The 20,247-nt window shown below is 49.1% G+C and carries 24 protein-coding genes; 23 read left to right on the top strand and 1 reads right to left on the bottom strand.

From position 1 onward, the window contains the following. The first annotated feature begins 21 nt into the window (after positions 1-21). Genes prfA through F3H97_RS09935 form a run of 6 tightly spaced genes read left to right on the top strand, consistent with a single transcriptional unit; the run spans position 22 to position 4,446 of the window. Entirely contained in the window at positions 22-1,092 is a 1,071-nt protein-coding gene (prfA, locus tag F3H97_RS09960) for a peptide chain release factor 1 (RefSeq protein ID WP_074035701.1), read from the top strand. Beyond that, positions 1,092-1,949: a peptide chain release factor N(5)-glutamine methyltransferase gene (prmC, locus tag F3H97_RS09955; protein WP_074037873.1), complete on the top strand. Its 858-nt coding sequence runs from the start codon at positions 1,092-1,094 to the stop codon at positions 1,947-1,949. Before prfA ends, prmC begins: the two co-directional genes overlap by 1 nt. Next, on the top strand, positions 1,930-2,940 hold the full coding sequence (locus F3H97_RS09950; RefSeq protein WP_159562979.1) for an L-threonylcarbamoyladenylate synthase: 1,011 nt from the start codon (positions 1,930-1,932) through the stop codon (positions 2,938-2,940). Before prmC ends, F3H97_RS09950 begins: the two co-directional genes overlap by 20 nt. A gap of 21 nt (positions 2,941-2,961) precedes the next feature. Next, positions 2,962-3,462, top strand: a complete 501-nt coding sequence (locus tag F3H97_RS09945) for a low molecular weight protein arginine phosphatase (protein ID WP_012727381.1) — start codon at positions 2,962-2,964, stop codon at positions 3,460-3,462. Between the two features lie 4 nt (positions 3,463-3,466). Beyond that, positions 3,467-3,907: a ribose 5-phosphate isomerase B gene (gene rpiB / locus F3H97_RS09940; protein ID WP_074035705.1), complete on the top strand. Its 441-nt coding sequence runs from the start codon at positions 3,467-3,469 to the stop codon at positions 3,905-3,907. Continuing rightward, entirely contained in the window at positions 3,904-4,446 is a 543-nt protein-coding gene (locus F3H97_RS09935) for a TIGR01440 family protein (protein WP_047794818.1), read from the top strand. Before rpiB ends, F3H97_RS09935 begins: the two co-directional genes overlap by 4 nt. A gap of 54 nt (positions 4,447-4,500) precedes the next feature. On the opposite strand, the gene F3H97_RS09930 is transcribed toward F3H97_RS09935, so the two are convergent. Next, entirely contained in the window at positions 4,501-5,286 is a 786-nt protein-coding gene (locus F3H97_RS09930) for an alpha/beta hydrolase (RefSeq protein ID WP_196431276.1), read from the bottom strand. Between the two features lie 131 nt (positions 5,287-5,417). Here F3H97_RS09930 and glyA point away from each other — a divergent pair, with 131 nt between their 5' ends. From glyA to atpD, 17 genes are all read left to right on the top strand, one after another. Further along, on the top strand, positions 5,418-6,671 hold the full coding sequence (gene glyA / locus F3H97_RS09925; RefSeq protein ID WP_196431275.1) for a serine hydroxymethyltransferase: 1,254 nt from the start codon (positions 5,418-5,420) through the stop codon (positions 6,669-6,671). Positions 6,672-6,675: 4 nt separating this feature from the next. Continuing rightward, positions 6,676-7,623 (top strand): hypothetical protein, encoded by a 948-nt coding sequence (locus F3H97_RS09920; protein WP_196431274.1) that lies wholly within the window; start codon positions 6,676-6,678, stop codon positions 7,621-7,623. 100 nt (positions 7,624-7,723) lie between these two features. Then, complete coding sequence (locus F3H97_RS09915) at positions 7,724-7,972, top strand: hypothetical protein (RefSeq protein ID WP_031422247.1); 249 nt, start codon at positions 7,724-7,726, stop codon at positions 7,970-7,972. 65 nt (positions 7,973-8,037) lie between these two features. Then, positions 8,038-8,715 carry a response regulator transcription factor gene (locus F3H97_RS09910; protein ID WP_012727368.1) on the top strand — a complete coding sequence of 226 codons (678 nt, stop codon included), beginning with the start codon at positions 8,038-8,040 and terminating at the stop codon, positions 8,713-8,715. Positions 8,716-8,718: 3 nt separating this feature from the next. Next, positions 8,719-9,954, top strand: coding sequence for a sensor histidine kinase (locus F3H97_RS09905; protein WP_196431273.1), 1,236 nt, complete (start codon positions 8,719-8,721; stop codon positions 9,952-9,954). A 108-nt stretch (positions 9,955-10,062) separates the two neighbouring features. Beyond that, the gene (locus tag F3H97_RS09900) at positions 10,063-10,761 is read left to right on the top strand and encodes a hypothetical protein (RefSeq protein ID WP_196431272.1); all 699 of its coding nucleotides are present in this window, start codon (positions 10,063-10,065) and stop codon (positions 10,759-10,761) included. 204 nt (positions 10,762-10,965) lie between these two features. Further along, positions 10,966-12,177, top strand: coding sequence for a hypothetical protein (locus F3H97_RS09895; RefSeq protein ID WP_196431271.1), 1,212 nt, complete (start codon positions 10,966-10,968; stop codon positions 12,175-12,177). A 98-nt stretch (positions 12,178-12,275) separates the two neighbouring features. Further along, the gene (upp, locus tag F3H97_RS09890) at positions 12,276-12,905 is read left to right on the top strand and encodes a uracil phosphoribosyltransferase (protein WP_012727364.1); all 630 of its coding nucleotides are present in this window, start codon (positions 12,276-12,278) and stop codon (positions 12,903-12,905) included. A 664-nt stretch (positions 12,906-13,569) separates the two neighbouring features. Further along, positions 13,570-13,797 (top strand): hypothetical protein, encoded by a 228-nt coding sequence (locus F3H97_RS09885; protein WP_012727363.1) that lies wholly within the window; start codon positions 13,570-13,572, stop codon positions 13,795-13,797. Continuing rightward, positions 13,794-14,201, top strand: coding sequence for an ATP synthase subunit I (locus tag F3H97_RS09880; RefSeq protein WP_074035722.1), 408 nt, complete (start codon positions 13,794-13,796; stop codon positions 14,199-14,201). The genes F3H97_RS09885 and F3H97_RS09880 overlap by 4 nt, the downstream gene beginning before the upstream one ends. Then, entirely contained in the window at positions 14,201-14,938 is a 738-nt protein-coding gene (atpB, locus tag F3H97_RS09875) for a F0F1 ATP synthase subunit A (RefSeq protein WP_074035724.1), read from the top strand. The genes F3H97_RS09880 and atpB overlap by 1 nt, the downstream gene beginning before the upstream one ends. Positions 14,939-15,003: 65 nt before the next feature. Then, positions 15,004-15,225 carry a F0F1 ATP synthase subunit C gene (gene atpE / locus F3H97_RS09870; protein WP_012727360.1) on the top strand — a complete coding sequence of 74 codons (222 nt, stop codon included), beginning with the start codon at positions 15,004-15,006 and terminating at the stop codon, positions 15,223-15,225. Positions 15,226-15,296: 71 nt separating this feature from the next. Further along, a complete protein-coding gene (gene atpF / locus F3H97_RS09865; protein WP_074035726.1) occupies positions 15,297-15,824 on the top strand; it encodes a F0F1 ATP synthase subunit B in 528 nt (175 codons plus the stop codon). Beyond that, the gene (locus tag F3H97_RS09860; protein WP_074035728.1) at positions 15,824-16,357 is read left to right on the top strand and encodes a F0F1 ATP synthase subunit delta; all 534 of its coding nucleotides are present in this window, start codon (positions 15,824-15,826) and stop codon (positions 16,355-16,357) included. The genes atpF and F3H97_RS09860 overlap by 1 nt, the downstream gene beginning before the upstream one ends. An 18-nt stretch (positions 16,358-16,375) precedes the next feature. Continuing rightward, positions 16,376-17,884: a F0F1 ATP synthase subunit alpha gene (gene atpA / locus F3H97_RS09855; protein ID WP_074035730.1), complete on the top strand. Its 1,509-nt coding sequence runs from the start codon at positions 16,376-16,378 to the stop codon at positions 17,882-17,884. 36 nt (positions 17,885-17,920) lie between these two features. Continuing rightward, positions 17,921-18,778 (top strand): ATP synthase F1 subunit gamma, encoded by an 858-nt coding sequence (gene atpG, locus F3H97_RS09850; RefSeq protein WP_012727356.1) that lies wholly within the window; start codon positions 17,921-17,923, stop codon positions 18,776-18,778. A gap of 34 nt (positions 18,779-18,812) precedes the next feature. Beyond that, entirely contained in the window at positions 18,813-20,231 is a 1,419-nt protein-coding gene (gene atpD, locus F3H97_RS09845; RefSeq protein WP_012727355.1) for a F0F1 ATP synthase subunit beta, read from the top strand. The last annotated feature ends 16 nt before the right edge of the window (positions 20,232-20,247 follow it).

Here is a 20,247-nt window from a genome sequence, read left to right as displayed (position 1 = left end):
ACGGAGAAAGGACGGATCATCATGTTTGACCGTTTAAGTGTATTAGAAGATCGTTACATGCAATTGAATGAAATGCTCGCCGATCCTGAGGTGCTCAGTGACTCGACGAAGTTGAGACAATATTCGAAAGAGCAGGCACAACTAGAAGAGACGGTACAGATGTATCGTCAGTATAAAGAAACAAGTACAGCTTTCAAGGAAGCGAAGACGATGCTTGAAGACCGGACGCTCGACGCCGACATGCGTGAATTGGCAAAAGAAGAGATGAACCTCCTCGAGCCAGAAGTCAAAGAGCTAGAAGCGAAACTGCGGATTTTATTGCTTCCAAAAGACCCGAACGATGACAAGAACGTTATCGTCGAAGTCCGAGGAGCAGCAGGCGGAGACGAAGCGGCACTCTTTGCAGGAGATTTATATAAGATGTATACGCGATTCGCTGAACGTCAAAATTGGAAAGTGGAACTCATTGACGCGAACTATACCGAACTCGGTGGATTTAAAGAAGTCACGTTCATGATCAACGGGGCAGGTGCCTATTCAAAGCTCAAGTTTGAGAACGGAGCCCATCGTGTGCAGCGAGTCCCGTCGACTGAATCGGGCGGACGAATTCATACGTCCACAGCAACGGTTGCCGTTCTTCCGGAAGCAGAGGATGTCGAAGTGCATATCGATATGAAAGATGTACGAGTTGATACGTTCACTTCATCTGGTCCAGGGGGACAATCGGTCAACACGACGCAATCAGCTGTCCGTTTGACACACATTCCTTCAGGGCTCGTCGTATCATGTCAAGATGAGAAGTCGCAGCATAAAAACAAGGATAAGGCGATGAAGGTCCTTCGAGCACGCCTGTATGACAAAATGCAAAGCGAACATATGGAAGAGTTGTCTGCGCAACGAAAATCGGCTGTCGGAACAGGTGACCGTTCCGAGCGGATCCGCACATACAACTTCCCACAAAGTCGTGTCACAGATCATCGGATTGGATTGACCCTTCAGAAGTTGGACCGTGTCCTAGCAGGTGAACTCGAAGACATTATCGACGCACTCATCATGGACGAACAGGCGCGTCTCATGGAGGAAGCGGAATGATGCGGATTGCCGCGCTACTTAAGCAGACGGAAGAACGACTAGTTGAAGCTGGGCGCGACCGTGCGGCTGCCGAATGGTGGCTCATGCATGTGTTGCAAGTCGATCGCACCGGTCTCCTCGTTCGTTTGTCGGATGAATTGTCTTCAGATGAAGCGACACGGTTCGAGACGGGAATCGAGCGTTTATTGATCGGAGAACCGGTACAACACGTGATTGGACATGCTCCGTTTTACGGGCGCTCGTTTGAAGTGAACCGGGATGTGTTGATTCCGAGACCAGAAACGGAAGAGTTGATCGACTGGGTACTTGGGCAACTTCGTCACATCAAGGATGATGAGATTGTCGATGTCGGGACAGGAAGCGGGGCCATTGCGATTACCTTGAGCCTCGAGCTCGGCGTACGTGTACAGACGGTCGATATTTCGCGTGAGGCGATTGAAGTCGCTAAACGAAATGCAGCCACACTTGGCGCAACTGTACGGTTTTATGAAGGAGACGGGCTCGCACCGATTGCGGACCACTCGATTCGCGTTCTCGTCTCAAATCCGCCTTACATCGAGGCCGATGAGCTGTTAGATGAGACGGTCGTCGGCTACGAACCGCACCTTGCGCTCTTCGGAGGGAAGGATGGGCTCGACATGTATCGGCAATTAATATTGGAATCGGTGCGCGTCTTACGTGCCGATTGGCATTTGATTGCGTTTGAAATCGGGTATAACCAAGGACAAGATGTGAAATCATTACTGTCTGAACGTTATCCTGAAGCAGAAACGGGTATTTTAAAAGATATAAACGGCAAGGACCGTATCGTCTATGCCGTAAGGGAAGGGATTGCGTATGGAAACGAAATGGATTAATTCGAATGAGATTGAAGAGGGGGTACGTCTTCTTCAAGCGGGTGAAATCATCGCCATGCCGACAGAAACCGTCTATGGTCTCGCTGGAGATGCCATGAACGATGTGGCAATTCGAAAGATTTTTGAGGCAAAAGGTCGTCCGTCGGATAACCCGCTCATCGTCCATATCGCTTCAATCGACCAAACGAGTTTGTTTGTCGATTCGATTCCTCCTGTTGCCAAACGCTTAATGGATGCGTTTTGGCCAGGCGCTTTGACGATCATCTTGCCTTCAAACGGACGAGCCTCTTCGCTCGTGACCGCGGGCCTCGATTCCATCGGACTCCGGATGCCGAATCATCCGGCAGCACTCGAGTTAATTCGTAAGTCAGGGTTAGGGCTTGCGGCTCCGAGTGCGAATCGTTCCGGACGACCTTCGCCGACAACTGCTCAACATGTCGCGGATGATTTGAACGGACGAATCGCAGGAATCGTGGATGGGGGTCCTACCGGAATCGGAGTCGAGTCAACCGTTGTGGATTGTACGGGGGACACGGTAACGATTTTACGACCAGGTGGTGTGACGCGAGAAGAAATGGAAGCTGTCATTGGACCGGTCGCCTTAGATGCCAATTTGAGTAACGATGAAGCCACACCACGATCGCCGGGAATGAAGTACACGCACTATGCCCCAACGGCACCTGTTTTTTTAGTCGATGGCACACGCAAAGATTTGGAACGTGTCATCGAGGAGCGGAAGCAAGCGGGGTTGCGAATCGGTGCACTCGTCTTCGACGAGAACCCGACACCGGCTGAGGTCACGTATTCACTTGGGACCTCGATGGAAGTGGCGGCGCAACGTTTATACGACGCGCTTCGTCGATTTGATGAAACAGACGTGGATGAGATTTATGTGAACACGATTGAACCGGTCGGAGTCGCACTTGCCGTCTATAACCGTTTATACAAAGCAGCGGGCGGAAAGATTGTGCACCCGACGAAAGATGCCTAAAGACATAGAGGAGGACACGCGATGTCAATGAAACGCGTATTATTCATATGTAGTGGCAACACGTGCCGAAGCCCGATGGCGATGGCCTTGCTCCGTTCGAAGATGACCGGGGATGAGTTTGATATTCGCTCAGCTGGTCTACGGACGATGCAAGGATTCGATGCTTCAGAAAATGCACTGCAAGTTCTCAGAGAACGTGGGATTGAGCTCGATCATGTCACCCAGACGTTCGATGAAGTGTTAGGGAATTGGGCGGATATCATCTTGACGATGACACGCGCACACCGTGAACAAATTCGGGATACATACCCGGATTTGTCTGAGCGGACGTACACGCTCTATGAATTCGTGACGGGACTCGAACGGGACATCAACGATCCGTTCGGCGGTTCGATGAATGTGTATCGCCAGGTGCGAAACGAGCTCGAACCACTCGTGAATCGACTTGTGTTAAAATTAACGAATGATGGGTCAAAGGTGACGAAACCACCGAGACGCCTACCAAAGAAGACGGGGGAATGAACGAATGAAAATTGCAATTGGCGCTGATCATGGCGGCTTCAACTTGAAGAAAGAAATCGTAGCCTTGCTTGAGGAACTCGGACATGAGTATAAAGATTTCGGGACGCACTCAGCGGACTCGATTGACTACCCGGATGTGGCCATCCCGGTCGCAGAAGCGGTAGCGGCAGGTGAATTCGATCGTGGGATTTTGATTTGCGGTACGGGAATCGGAATCGGGATTGCGGCGAACAAAGTCAAAGGGATTCGTGCGGCACTCGTCCATGATTCATTCAGTGCAAAAGCGACACGTCAGCATAACGATTCGAACATCATGACGATGGGCGAGCGTGTCATCGGACCTGGTCTTGCACTCGACTTGGTGACGACGTGGCTCGATACGAACTTTGAAGGCGGTCGCCATTCAAACCGTGTCGACAAGATGAGCGCTTACGAATCGAAGTGAGTCAAATGAAGACGGAACTTCTCGGATTTTTGACGGAGCTTCACGAACGGTTCCCGTTAAATGATGAGCGCATTCTCGTCATCGGATGCTCGACGAGTGAAGTGCTCGGAAAAACGATTGGGAAGGCAGGTTCCATTGATGTCGCAAGCGAATTGATGGAAGCATTCCTTGAATTTAGAGAAAAGACAGGTGTCCATTTGGCGTTTCAAGGGTGTGAGCACATCAACCGTGCCCTCACCGTTGAGCGCCGGACACTCAAACAGTTCGGCCTCACTGAAGTGACGGTCGTCCCGGTCCGTTCCGCGGGTGGGGCGATGTCGGAGAAGGCGTATGCGAACTTCGAGGAGCCATGTGTCGTCGAATCGATTCAAGCAGATGCCGGGATTGATATCGGCTCGACATTGATTGGGATGCATTTGAAACCGGTCGCGATACCGGTTCGGTTATCATCGAAGCATCTCGGAGAGGCGTACGTCACGTTCGCAGTCACGAGACCGAAACTGATTGGTGGGCCACGGGCTCAGTATCCAAATAAATGAAGAAAGCATCGCGTTTAGGTTTTTCGACCGAATGCGATGCTTTTTTTGTTCAAATTATAAATCTTCTCCAAAAAGATAGGAGATGACCATCGGGAAACGCTCACGCCAGGCGAGCTCGTTGTGAACTCCTTCTTCAATCACTTCGAATCGGATGTGTTCGACCTTGTCTTTTAACAGGTTGTACACGCGTTCGCTCGACTCACGATACATCTCGTTCGTCGGTCCATTTTCGATCGGTTCCTCGACTTCTTTTGCGCCGACGTCCAAGTAAAGACGCTCGACGCCCTTCAAATCGCTCGCTTCAATCAATTGTTCCAGCTCGGTTTGGTTGAACCAAAATGCAGAGGACAGGGAAGCGACACGCTTGAAGACGTCTGGATATACACATGCTGCATATATCGAGATGAGCCCACCCATCGAACTTCCCATCATCGCTGTTTCTTCCGGAATCGTCCGATAGTCAGCATCGATTTGAGGTTTCAATTCCTGCGCGATATATTCGATATACGCCGAACCCTGCCCGCCGAGCACGATGTCACTTCCGAGCAAACTCTCACCGATATAAGGGTTTTCCCACGGTCCATACTCATCGAGTCGTTGTTCGCCTGGTGCACTATCGAGGGCGACGACAATCAAGTCACGCTTCGAGGCGTCTAAATATTCACCGACGCGCCAGCTCATGTTGTAGCTCGCATCCTCGTCATCAAAACAGTTCTGTCCGTCGTGCATGTAGAGGACCGGATATCGTTTTTCGGACGTCTCGTAGTCGGCAGGTGTGTAGATTCGGACCGTTCGTGTCCGTTCGAACGGTGTGATCGTCAGTTCTTTTGTCTCAATCATAAATGGCCTCCTCACAGTTACATTCTTATTAATGATACCCAACTTTTCATCAGATTATTGCGATACCCAAAAAAACAAGCGTGTGGTACGATGGGGGTGTTGATTTTTAGACATTTAGAGGGGGTCTTCACATGGTAAACACGACGAAGTTGAAAGTGCAGGATGCGGAATTATTTGAGTCAATGCAACACGAGCTCGGTCGTCAGCGCGACAACATCGAACTCATCGCTTCAGAAAACTTTGTTTCAGAAGCGGTCATGGAAGCGCAAGGAGGCGTATTGACGAACAAATATGCCGAAGGATATCCGGGACGCCGCTATTACGGTGGCTGTGAGTTTGTCGACGTCGCTGAGAACTTGGCGCGTGACCGTGCGAAAGAATTGTTCGGTGCAGAACATGCGAACGTACAACCACACTCGGGTGCACAAGCGAACATGGCGGTCTACTTCACGGTGCTTGAAGCAGGAGATACGGTTCTCGGAATGAACTTGTCTCATGGTGGTCACTTGACGCACGGTAGCCCGGTCAACTTCTCAGGTGTGCAATATAACTTCGTCGAATATGGTGTAGACAAAGAGACAGAACACATCGATTACGACGTCGTCGCTGCACTTGCGAAGGAACATAAGCCAAAATTGATCGTTGCGGGAGCGTCGGCATACCCACGTACAATCGACTTCGCGAAGTTCCGTGAGATCGCGGACAGTGTCGATGCTTATCTTATGGTCGATATGGCGCACATTGCTGGACTCGTGGCAGCAGGTCTGCATCCGAACCCGGTCGAACATGCGCATTTCGTCACGACGACGACGCACAAGACGCTCCGTGGACCACGTGGAGGGATGATTCTTTGTAAAGAAGAGTTCGCCAAAGCGATCGATAAGTCGATTTTCCCAGGGATTCAAGGAGGACCGCTCATGCACGTCATCGCGGCAAAAGCGGTCGCGTTCGGTGAGGCACTCCAACCGGAATTCAAAGATTACCAACGTCAAGTCATTGCGAATGCACAAGCACTTGCGGCAGGCCTTGAAGAAGAGGGGCTCCGAATCGTATCGGGCGGAACGGACAATCACCTCTTGCTTGTCGACCTTCGAGGAATCGACATCACAGGTAAAGCAGCTGAGCATGCATTGGATGCAGCAGGAATCACGGTCAATAAAAACACGATTCCTTTCGACCCGGCATCACCGTTTGTCACAAGCGGAATCCGTCTTGGAACGGCTGCGATGACGACTCGTGGTTTCAAAGAAGCGGATATGAAAGAAGTGGCACGTCTCATCGGGCGTGTGCTGAAACAACATGAAGACGAGGCGGTAATCGCGGAAGCACTTCAAGACGTGCGATCGTTAACAGCGAAGTTCCCGCTTTACCCTGAACGAGGCTGAGTCAATGGATATTCGGACACTAGCAGAACGAGAGCTATCCGAACTTCCATTGTTCGATATGACAGAATGGTTGGCTCGTAAAGGGGAATACGATCCTTCTTTCCGTCTTGTCGCCAGTGAGTTTGGTGTCATCACGACGCTCCTCGACCATGGCTATTATGAAGAAGCGAGCGAACGAATCGTGCCGCTCCTCGGGATGAAAGTGCCTGCTGCTTTCCATCGACTAGGTCTTGCGCTAGAAGTGAAGGCGAACGGAAGAAAAGCGGCCAAGCGCCGCTTTCGTTCGTTCTCGTCGGCTGTCATCCAACATTCTGATTTAGCCGAGTGGCGACAGGCGTTCAAGCTCGATAAGAAATGGCTTGGACTTCCGCTCGTCGTTGGTCTTGCGGCTGGAGCGCTCATATTTTGGCCGGATGCCGAACCGCCCGGCGTCACGCCGGACGAGCCGGATGAAGTCGTTGTCGAGACCGTAACGGAAGAAGAAGCACTCGCAGAACGCCTTGAAGAGCTCGAGGCAGAAGTCGCCCGACTCGAAGAAGAGAATGAGAAACTTCAAGATTCGGACGAACAGAAGCCAAAGGAATCAACCGAAGAGGCACCGGACACATCAACGGATGTTGTACCGCTGGCTGAGGTAGAAGCACTTGTTCAAGATAAACAGTATGAAAAAGCCGACCGCCTATTAGGTGGAAAAGCGAAAGTCGGACAAGAACAAGCAGTTGGGTTTTATCGACTTCTTGTCGACAATAAATTGGGACAAGCGGACATTGCGGACTATGCGGCTTATCTCGAGTCGTATCCAGAATCCGGTTACAAGGCAGATGTCCTTTGGATGAAAGGGATTGCCGAGAAAAAAGCGAATGACCCGGCGTACCGTGAAACGTTGACGACCGTTTCTGAGATGGAAGGGACGTATTGGGCACCGATTGCGAAGTCCGTGCTCGAAGAATAAGGTGCTACATGAGTAGCGCCTTTTCTCATGAAATTCTAATGAAGTACACCACGATTTCTCGTTTTCCTGTCGTATGATTTGAGGTAGGAGGGATGCGTGTATGAAACGTGTAATGAAAACCATTGGAACAACTTTATTGGCGATCGGACTTATGGGAATCGGGCTTGCCGGATTTTTGTTCTTCACTTCACCTGGACAATCCAGCCTGTCGCAACTATCGCTAGCGGCGCTGGAAGTCGAACAGCAGATGGAACAAGTCGATACGAAGTGGGATGAATGGGAAGATGATTTAGAAAGACGAATCGAGCAAGCCGTTCCAGAAGGCGTTCGTCTGTTTTTTGCGGATTGAATTCGGGAAATGAATAACAATACGTCGAGCGAACTGCTCGGCGTTTTTTCAAAGGAGTGAGCAGGATGCAGACGATTCTCGTCGTAGAAGATGATTCGAAGATTGCGCGATTACTGGAGTTGGAATTGAAGCATGCGGGGTATGCGGTCATGGTGGCGACAGATGGTCGTACCGGTTTGGAACGAGCTCTCGCTGATGATGTCGACCTCGTGTTGCTGGACGTGATGTTACCTCAAATGAGTGGACTCGAGGTGGTCCGTCGTCTGAAAGAAGAGCGACCTTTGTTACCGGTTCTGATGGTGACGGCCCGTGGCGATCGATACGACAAAGTGAGTGGTCTTGATCTTGGCGCAGATGATTACATCACGAAACCATTTGAAATAGAAGAGGTGCTCGCACGAATTCGGGCATTTTTACGAATGCGCCAGCTTGTTCGTCAGGACCATTCCGAACAGGTGTTGACGTACGAAACATTGACTGTCGACGTGAATCGTCATGAAGTATATTGTGACGGAAAGAAAGTAGATTTGACTCGACGTGAGTTTGACTTGTTGGTTTTCTTTTTAGAGAATCCGGAGCGTGTTTTGACGCGTGACCAACTCGTCGAACACGTGTGGGGATTCGACTACTATGGGGATACGAATGTCGTGGACGTGTATGTCCGATACGTAAGGAAAAAACTGACCGGCTCTTGGATTCAAACGGTTCGCGGTGTCGGCTATATGTTGAAGCGTGGTGAGTGACCGATGCTACGAACAAAGATTGCGTGGGCGATGACAGGGTTCATGTTGTTGCTTCTTCTCGTCTCCTTTGGCGTGACCTGGTTCGTCGCCAGGCAGGAAATTGTCGATTCGCGTTTTGACGTGTTACTGCAGGCGTTGAATCTCTTGGAAGAAGATGTCCGGAATAGCGATGCGGTATTGTCGCTTCATGAGGACAGTGTCGTGTTAGAACGTCAAGAAAACGGCGAATGGGGAATCATCGGGGGAGAAGTGCCAGACGGAACGACGTTTCCCATCAATTACGGGGAACCGGCCCTCATCGATGATTGGTTTGTGGTCGCGACGACGGATGGACTAGCGTTCGGCTTTCAGGATCGAGATGTGAGCAATACGATTCAAGCGCTCGCAACCATTTTTCTCGTCATGTTCTTCTTTGCTGTTCTCTTGACGTTCCTCGGGACGTGGTGGATTTTACGTCAAGGTCTGTCACCGTTACGCCGATTGACAGAAACGATGGAACGGATCACGGAGTCCGGTAAGTTAGAGACAATCGAAGTGGCTGACCGAAAAGATGAAGTGACGACTCTTTCGGACGGATTTAATCATATGATTGAGCGAGTCGAAGGGACGATGGAGCAACAACGTCGTTTCGTCGCCGATGTTTCACATGAACTCAAGACACCGTTGACCGTCATCGAGGGCTATGCGAAGTTATTACAACGATGGGGACAAGAAGATGAGAGTGTACGTGCCGAAGCGATTGACCATATTTTAACGGAGTCGCGTCAAATGCGAAATGATTTGATTGAACCTATGCTCGAATTGAATCGATTTGCTGCACTCGAACAGGTAGAGCGAGAAGAAATCGATTTAGCTGAACTTGGGGAATCAATAGGAGAACGTTTTTTGCGGTCGCACGGCGTCCATTTACCTATTGAAGCTACAGGAAGCTGGTTTGGTCATCGTGAGTCGTTACAGCGGATTCTTGTCATCCTATTAGACAATAGTTTGAAGTATGCGGAAGAGACGAGCCTTCATTTGAAGAGTGATCGAATTGAGGTACGCGATCGAGGACCGATTCTTTCGGATGATGTGAGGAATCGGCTGTTCGATCGATTCTACCGATTAGATGAAGCGCGCGATCGCAGTGGGAGCGGTCTTGGTCTCGCGATTGCGAAAGAAGTGGCGGACTTGAATGAGTGGACGATCGGGAGTAGATCGAATCATCCGGATGGCAGTATATTTTTTCTGACTCGATGATGAATATTTCGCATTTTCTCATCAACTTCTAATGAAGCCTTAAATATGCTCTCACGGAAGAGGCTTATGATGAAAATAAGAAGAACACATCATGAGGAGGAAACAAACATGAAACGCATCGGTTGGATTATCGGCGCATTATTAGCTGTCATGGCAATTGTTGGAATTGGATTTTACGTAAACGGGAATCAGACGGATACGGTCATTGTTCCACAAGCAATCAATCAAGCGAGTGACGATCGATCAACGGACAACCCAGATGACCCTGCTACATCGGATGGCTCAAGTAGCGCATCAGATGATTCGTCAGCAGCGCGAGTGGGGGATGGAGACGACTATGAACTATACGGGACGCTCGTGAAGTTATCGAAAGAAGATGTTACTATCAGCTTCAATGGAAAAGAGTCGACATACCCTTTAGCGGCGACACATGAAATCGATGACGATACACCGCAAGTGGGTGACCGGGTAAAACTCGAATTGAACCGAGATGATGAAGTGAAGGAAGTGGACCGTGAGAGTGGTGATGATGATGCGTATATTTACGGCACGCTCGTCAAACTCACAAATCAAGAAGTCACGATTAAGATCGATGGGAAAGACAACGTATATCCACTTGCCGCACGTTCTGAAATCGATGATGACACTCCGCGTGTCGGCGATCCTGTCAAACTTGAGCTAAATCAAGATGGGGCGGTCATTGAAGTCGATCGTGAATCAGAGGACGACCAGAATGAACAAGATGATTCTTCGCAGGACGACTCATCTCAAGATGACTCATCCGAGGATGAGCGAGAAGATGACTAATGAAGTGATAAAAAGGACTAATCTCTTAATGGATTAGTTCTTTTTTTGTTGCTAGACGTTGAAGCATAAAATGAGTTGGACCGCTTTCGTCAAATCATCAGAAACGTAATAATTCTGAAATCATCACAAAAATAGGTTCTATGTTATGATGTACAAGAAAAATTTAGGTGGTTTCCACCTAATTGGGAATGAGGAGGAACATCAATGCGTACGTATTGGGGAATCTTGCTCAGTTGTATCTTGTTGAGTGGATGTGGTGCCGAGACGTTGAACGCGATTGAATTACGTCCTTTGTCTTCCTATCGAGTCGAGCAAGATCCTGAGATACCGTTAATGAAACAAACACAAGAGAAGCTACTTACATACTGTGAGCGTCGTCCGACAGATGTCTTACCAGAGCGACGAGCCAAGGTGGCAGAAGTGACATTTCATCATCCGCTCTATGAAGTACTCGGGTCCAAAACGGTGAAATATTTTGCGGCGGGTGATGAACGTTACGTGACCTGCGCGAACAGCAATGAGTTGATGGAGCGAACGTTTGCCGTGGAGCCGATTCAAGCGTTTGAAGCGCTCGAACAAGAGCGCTTTCAAGAGTCGAAAGTGGTCTCGACAATTGAGTTTGAGCGCATCGATGACCTTGAATCGATTACAAGTACGTTCACATTGAACGAGACGCATGAAGAAGTAATGCCCGACTCGGCTTTCCGTTATACGACACCGGATACGGGAGCGATCTATGTGACGTTCGAGACGATTCGAAATGGGCGTACACTTGACCCGATCATTGAACCAAAACTATTCCCGTTTCAAAGCGGAGAGAATGAAGGGTATGTTTTCTTGACGAGGCGTGCCGATGATCGTCTCACCCTACAAATCGGAGAGGCGTCCTCGCTCAAACAACTCATCCTACCGAATATATATGAGGCTCCTTATATGAAAGTCGATCCGAAAGAAGAGCTCTCGCTAAAGGGAAATCATCGCGAACTCATGAAACGCATCATCTTATCTGATCGACCGATTGAAGGGGATGTGGCTGAAGAGACGTCGTTATCGTTATCGAAAACATATGGAACGGTCCTTGAAATTTGGGGGCATGTCCGTCGTCCAGTGACAAACAAGATGTCCACGCGCCCCGCCGAAAGGGAAACGCGCCTGGCAGTTTTTGAATCGGATCAAGATACAATCTGGCTAGACGGACCGAAAACGCAAGAGTTGTTTGACGCCTTGTCTCATATTCAGCCGCATGAAAAACCGTCTACAGCTATCAAAATCGGAGACTTGCATCTGTATGAAGAATTGACTGAGCAATCCTTTGACGTATGGAAAACGGAAACAGAACTCTATTTAGTCGATCAACACACATCTCAATCGTATGAACTTCCGGGCAATGATTATTTCCAGGTCATTCAACCATAAGTGGCGTCTGACCTTTGATAAAATAGAAGTTGGCTCTACCCATCTCAACAGAGTTAGGGTACAATGCTCGAGAGAGAATGAGAGAGGAGTGAAGCAAGATGGGAAAAGTACATGTTTATGACCATCCTTTGATTCAGCACAAAATGACGATTATGCGTAAAGTAGAGACGGGGACGAAGCAGTTCCGTGAACTCGTCGACGAAGTTTCTTCACTTATGGCATACGAAATCACGCGCAGCCTACCCCTAACAGACGTAGAAATCGAGACACCGGTCTCTGTTTCCACTCAAAAGATGATTGCCGGCAAGAAATTGGGAATCGTCCCTATTTTACGTGCAGGACTTGGTATGGTGGATGGGTTCCTCAAAATGATGCCGAACGTAAAAGTCGGTCATATCGGTCTTTACCGCGATCCGGAAACACTTGAGCCACACGAATACTACTTGAAACTTCCGACAGACGTCACAGAACGCGACTTTATCGTTGTTGACCCGATGCTCGCGACAGGTGGTTCGGCTGTTGATGCGATTGCATCACTCAAGAAACACGGAGCGAAGTCAATCAAGTTGGCATGCCTTTGCGCAGCACCAGAAGGCGTAGAGCGTGTACAAGCAGAACATCCGGATGTAGAGATCTATCTTGCTGCACTCGATGAAAAATTAAATGACCACGGTTATATCGTTCCTGGACTTGGGGATGCGGGTGACCGTTTGTTTGGTACGAAGTAATGACTTAAAAGCGAGAATCGCCTATGCGATTTTCGCTTTTTTTACGATTGACACTGAATAATATTTATCATTTACGGATGTCACAAAATAGACACAAAACTAGAGCGAGAAGAATGGCGAACTGGGATGGAATTTATCTATTCTTTCTTATTTAAATAGAATCCCTCGATTTCGAATATAAAACCAAGATTGAGAAAGGGATTTTGAACAGTATGAGATTCCTCACAAAAAAATGGGCGAAATCGCTCGACATGGTAAAAACATCCTCGGTATACTGATACAGGACGTTGAAAACGATTTCAAAATGAAGTCAACAGACGTTTCGTAACTCTTTGTGAACGTAAGCGTTTACCGATTGAATTTTCCAAAACGTGGGGGTATAACTGAACTATTCTTCATCTGATTCCGTTTGTGAAATGTTATAAAGTCAACATTTTTATTTCAACGTTTCTTCACACTTTCTTAAAAAAGTGCTTTGATCGTTTAGTTTATGAAGTGCGTAAAACTATTGATACGACTTGATTTAAAGCGCTTTTATAATTGTGAAATTCATTGACTTCTTATGCCATTTCTATTACTCTGAACTTGTGTGACTTTTGATGGTCACGCGAGTGTGAATTCGTGAAGAACAAGGGAGCACGTGAGACTCGAAAGGGGGATTTGGATGGCGAAAAAAGACAATCGTTATCTATCCTATGCCTCGCTCGCTTCACAAATCTCGACAGCACTTGCTGGACCGATTGTCATCGGTTATCTCGTCGGACAGTACGGCGAAAGACGTGAATTTTGGGGCACGTTTGGTTGGAATGTGTCGATTATCCTTGGACTCGTGTTCGGGGTTACGGCGCTAGTTCTCACCCTTCGGAGTTTATTGACAGGAGAGGACGAATGAATACGATTCAAGCAGACAGAAAAGCACAAAAAGAGTTGATGAAGCGTTATACGAAATGGTTTACCATTTGGTTTGCAATTTTGTTAGTTGGCGCCTTCATCGTCCCGATGTACAAAGCCGTTTTTCTCGGATTGTTCATCGGCGGGGTCGGGAGTCTCATCATTCTACATATGCAGAATCGAAGTGTCATACGTATGTATGACGTCATCGAGCATGGACGACGACCAAAGTCGCACGGGACCGTTTCAAGAATGGCGGTCGGTGCGTTAGCAGTGATAGTCGGTCTTCTCTACGAGGATCGAGTGTCCGTCATCGCGGTGGTAACTGGTCTAATCGCCGGCCACATCATACAATTTGGCGAGTTTACACTTGCCCAGCTCAGCAGGAAAAGAGGTGAATATTAATGGGTCATGAGTTTCCCACATATTCTCTGCACTTTGGGGACTATACGTTATACGGGAGCTGGACGAACGTCATTACAGTGCTAGTTGCAGCGTTACTCGTCTTCGTATTCGCCATTTGGGGGACAAGACGTTTGGCAATGAAGCCGACTGGCAAACAAAACTTCATGGAATTCTTCGCGGAGTTCGTACGTGGAATCATCGCAAGTGCGATGGACTGGAAGACAGGAGGACGCTTTATTGGATTTGGGATGACGTTGATTTTGTTCATTCTCTTCTCAAACTTGATGGGTCTACCGTTTAACGTCATTTCCGGACACTATTTGTGGTTCAACTCACCGACAGCCGATCCTTACGTAACCTTGGCGTTGTCGACACTCGTCGTTGCAATGTCGCACTATTACGGGGTGAAACTGCACGGATTGAAACACTATTCGGCGGAATTCGTAAAACCAGTCTGGTTCTTGCTTCCGATCAAATTGATCGAGGAGTTTGCGAACACGTTGACGCTCGGTTTGCGTCTATACGGTAACATCTTTGCCGGTGAAATCATGATTACCATCATCTTGGGACTCGCGATTACAGCCGAAGGCGCACTCAACCCGCTCGGTGCAATCTTTGCGGTCTTCCCAATGATTCTATGGCAAGGTTTCTCAATCTTTATCGGGGTTATCCAATCCTACATTTTCCTGACGCTTGCAATGGTGTACATCGGGCACAAAGCTTCGGCCGAACATTGATTCGGACATCTCGCCAAAGCGTTACAATCAAATTATTTACTTAACTTTTAGGAGGAATATACACAATGGAACAACTTAATCTTCTCGCAACAGCACTTGTTATCGGACTTGGAGCACTCGCAGCTGGTATCGGTAACGGTTTGATCGTATACGGAACAGTACAAGGACAAGCACGTCAACCAGAACTCAAAAACGAACTTCGTCAAACAATGTTCATCGGTATCGGTTTGGTTGAGGCCCTCCCGATCATCGGTGTGGCTGTCGGTTTCCTTCTCCTCAACTCTTGATTCCGAGTTAACGAGAATAGCATGAGAGGGAGCACGTCTCCCTCACTTATTTAGTCAAGAGGAGGGTATGCATGGATACGATGATGATTGCAGCTGGTGCTGGCGGCGAAGGCCTCCGCATTCTGGATATGATCTTTACAATTTTCACATTCCTCGTACTCTTGGCCCTGTTGAAGAAATTTGCTTGGGGACCACTCCTTGGAATGATGAGACAGCGTGAAGAGTATGTAGCGAACGAAATTGAACTCGCTGAAAAGAGCCGCAAAGATGCGGAACATTATGTCGTTGAACAACGTGATGCACTCAGTGCAGCACGTACTGAGTCAAAAGAAATGCTCGACGCAAGCCGTCGACAAGCAGAAGCAGAACAAGCACGCTTGGTGGAGCAGGCGCGTTTGGAAGCCGAACAAATTAAAATCGAGGCAGAGAAAGCGATTGAGCGCGAGCGTGAGCTTGCGAAACAATCTCTTCAAACGGAAGTCGTCACACAGGCACTTTCGGCAGCACGCCACGTCCTTCAAACAGACCTTAAAGGTGATGAAGCGAAACAGCGTGCCCTCGTCACAGACTTCCTGTCTAAAGCGAAAGGTGCGAACTGATGAACGCATCATTAGCAAAACGCTATGCCAAAGCGCTCTTCGACTTAGCGCGGGAACAAGGCACGCTCGACCAAGTCGAAGCGGAAGTGCGTCTGCTCGATGAAGTGCTCCACGCGACTCCTGAACTCATGGATCTCTTAACGAATCCGGCAGTCAGTGACAGCGAGCTTGCACAGCTTTTAAAAGACAGCTTTGGTGATATGACGGCGATTGTCGTGAACACACTTCTCGTCATGGTCGAAAATGACCGTGCGGCAGAGGTTCGCGCATTGCCACGTTACGTCCGCGAATTGATCAACGACTATCGTGGAATTGCAGAGGGTATTGTCACAAGCGCCTACCCATTGTCGGCAACAGACTTGAAAGACGTCGAACTCGTCTTCGGACAGAAGCTCGGGAAGACGCTCCAATTGAATAACGTCGTCGATGAAGAAGTCATCGGTGGACTCCGTGTCCAAGTCGGATACACGACGTACGATGATACGATCGAAACGAAACTTACACGCCTTGAGCGTGAATTGTTGAATGCGTAAGAAATAGGGGTGAATTCAATGACAATCAAAGCTGAAGAAATCAGCGCCCTGCTAAAAGAACGAATCGCTTCGTACGGTTCTGAAATCGAAGTCAGCGAGACAGGTACAGTCATTCAAGTAGGTGACGGTATCGCTCGTGCACACGGACTCGATAACGTTATGGCGGGGGAACTCGTAGAGTTCTCTAACGGCGTAATGGGCTTGGCGCAAAACTTAGAAGAAGGTAACGTCGGGATTATCATCCTTGGCGATTACAAAGGCATCAAAGAAGGCGATTCTGTCAAACGTACAGGTCGCATCATGGAAGTTCCAGTTGGTGAGGCACTCCTCGGACGTGTCGTCAACCCACTCGGACAACCAATCGATGGTCTTGGACCAATCGTGACTGACAACTATAACCCGATCGAGCGTAAAGCTTACGGCGTTATGGCACGTAAATCGGTTCACGAACCACTTCAAACAGGAATTAAGGCGATTGACGCCCTCGTTCCAATCGGTCGTGGTCAGCGTGAGCTCATCATCGGTGACCGTCAGACAGGTAAAACATCTGTTGCCATCGATACGATTATCAACCAAAAAGAAGAGAACATGATTTGTATCTACGTTGCCATCGGTCAGAAAGAATCGACTGTACGTGGCGTAGTAGAGACGCTTCGTCAAAACGGAGCGCTCGACTATACAATCGTCGTTTCGGCATCGGCATCACAGCCGGCACCACTTCTTTACCTCGCACCATTCGCAGGGGTATCGATGGGTGAGTACTTCATGGATCGCGGACAACACGTCCTCGTCGTTTATGATGACCTTTCGAAACAAGCGGCAGCTTACCGTGAGCTCTCGCTCCTTCTCCGTCGTCCTCCAGGCCGCGAAGCCTACCCAGGGGATGTCTTCTACCTCCACTCACGCCTTCTTGAGCGTGCAGCGAAGTTGAACGACGAACTCGGCGGTGGTTCATTGACAGCACTTCCGTTCATCGAGACACAAGCATCGGATATCTCAGCATATATCCCGACAAACGTTATCTCGATCACAGACGGTCAGATCTTCCTTCAGTCGGACCTCTTCTTCTCTGGGGTACGCCCAGCAATCAACGCCGGTCTCTCAGTATCACGTGTTGGTGGTTCGGCACAGGTGAAAGCGATGAAGAAAGTTGCTGGTACACTTCGTCTTGACCTCGCGTCTTACCGTGAGCTCGAAGCGTTCGCTCAGTTCGGATCAGATCTCGACAAAGCGACACAATCGAAGTTGAACCGTGGTCAGCGTACGGTTGAAGTCTTGAAACAAGACTTGAACGCACCGCTTTCTGTAGACAAGCAAGTTATCATCATCTACGCACTCACGAAAGGTCATCTCGATGACATCCCAGTCACAGACATCCGTCGTTTCGAAACAGAAATGAACGCATGGCTCGACCAAAACCGTAAAGACCTCTGCCGTGAAATCCGTCAGACAGGAAACCTTCCTTCAGACGAGGCAATGGTCGACGCAATTACGGAATTCAAAAAGACGTTCTCGCCATCGGTTTAATCCGGTGACGAGCGTCTATTAAGGTGGTGAATCGAAATGGCATCATTACGTGAGATCCAGATGCGGATCACCTCGACCCAAAGCACGAAGCAAATCACGAAAGCGATGAACATGGTGTCGGCATCAAAGTTGAACCGGGCCCAAGGGAACAACGCCAACTTCAAGCCGTACATGGACAAGTTGCAAGAAGTCATCTCGTCGATCGCCGGTGGTACATCAGGCGCGACACACCCGATGCTTCAAGTACGTCCCGTCAAACGGACTGGTTATATCGTCATCACGTCAGACCGCGGACTCGCAGGTGGATACAACGCCAGCGTCTTGCGTGACGTGTACCGTGAACTCAAAGACAAGCACACATCAACAGATGAGTATCGTCTTTACGTAATCGGGAAAGTCGGTGTCCAGTTCTTCAAGTCACGCAACATTCCGGTGTATAGCGCGATGACAGGGCTAAACGACCAACCAACTTTTGTTGAAGTCGCAGAAATCGTCAAACAGACGGTAGGTGCCTTCAGCGAGGGCGAGATTGATGAATTGAAGCTTTGCTACAACTCGTTCATCTCGGTCATCAGCCAAGAAGTGAAGATTCAACAATTGCTCCCGCTCGGGGATATCGAACAGTCCGCATCCAATGTGATGTATGAATACGAACCAGAAGAAGAAACGATCTTAGCGGCGCTCCTCCCACGTTATGCGGAAGGACTCATCTACGGCGCATTGCTCGATGCGAAAGTGTCAGAGCACGCAGCCCGGATGACGGCGATGTCGAGTGCGACAGACAATGCGGATGAACTCATTCGCGGACTCAAACTCAAATTCAACCGCGCGCGTCAAGCAGCGATCACACAAGAAATCACAGAGATTGTCGGAGGTGCGTCGGCGCTTGAATAAGCGCACGCCCTCTAGATTGTAGGAGGCTAACACGATGAACGAATACGGCATGAAAGGCCGCGTAGTCGCAGTCATGGGCCCAGTTATCGACGTAAAGTTCGACAACCACTTACCGAACATCTACAACGCTCTCAAAGTCACACACGTGGCAGCGACAGCGGACGATGTTAGTGTCGACTTGACGCTCGAAGTAGCTGTTCACCTTGGTGACGACACGGTCCGTACGATTGCGATGGACTCAACTGACGGCGTTCGCCGCGGTATGGAAGTACTTGACTTAGGATCACCGATTTCGGTACCAGTTGGAGAAGCGACACTTGGACGTGTCTTCAACGTTCTCGGTAACCCGATCGATGATAAAGAAGTGGCAGCTGACGTGCTTCGTGCACCGATTCACCGTCAAGCGCCAACATTTGACGAATTGTCAACGAAAGTTGAAATCCTTGAAACAGGGATTAAAGTCGTCGACCTTCTCGCACCATACATCAAAGGTGGTAAAATCGGCCTCTTCGGTGGTGCCGGTGTAGGGAAAACCGTCCTCATCCAGGAACTCATCAACAACATCGCGCAAGAGCACAGCGGGATTTCTGTATTCGCAGGAGTCGGTGAGCGTACGCGTGAAGGGAATGACTTGTTCCACGAGATGACGGACTCAGGCGTTATCAAGCAAACAGCGATGGTCTTCGGTCAGATGAACGAACCACCTGGTGCACGTCTCCGTGTTGCCTTGACTGGTTTGACAATGGCAGAGTACTTCCGTGACGAGCAAGGACAAGACGTTCTTCTCTTCGTTGATAACATCTTCCGTTTCACACAAGCAGGTTCTGAGGTTTCAGCCCTTCTCGGACGTATGCCATCGGCGGTAGGTTACCAGCCGACACTTGCGACTGAAATGGGTATGCTTCAAGAGCGAATCACATCGACTGCAAAAGGATCGGTAACTTCGATTCAAGCGGTTTATGTACCAGCCGATGACTACACGGACCCGGCTCCGGCAACAACGTTCGCCCACCTTGATGCAACAACAAACCTTGAGCGTCGTCTTTCGGAGATGGGGATTTACCCAGCCGTTGACCCGCTCGCATCGACTTCACGTGCCCTCTCTCCTGAAATCGTAGGGAAAGAGCACTATGAGGTTGCACGTAACGTTCAACAGACGCTTCAGCGTTACAAAGAACTTCAAGACATCATCGCTATCCTCGGGATGGACGAGTTGTCTGAAGACGACAAACTCACGGTTCACCGTGCACGTCGTATTCAGTTCTTCTTATCACAAAACTTCCACGTGGCTGAGCAGTTCACGGGCCAAAAAGGTTCGTACGTGCCAGTCAAAGAGACAGTACGCGGCTTCAAAGAGATCCTCGAAGGTAAACACGACGATCTTCCTGAAGATGCATTCCGTCTCGTCGGTCCAATCGAAGACGTCATCGAAAAAGCGAAGACGTTGGTCTAAGACCTACGCGGAAGGG

Source organism: Exiguobacterium sp. SRB7LM (genome assembly GCF_015712685.1).
GTDB classification, from domain to species: Bacteria; Bacillota; Bacilli; order Exiguobacteriales; family Exiguobacteriaceae; genus Exiguobacterium; species Exiguobacterium profundum.
The sequence above is the reverse complement of the archived record's forward strand: the minus strand, read 5'-3'. Positions and strand labels throughout refer to the sequence as shown.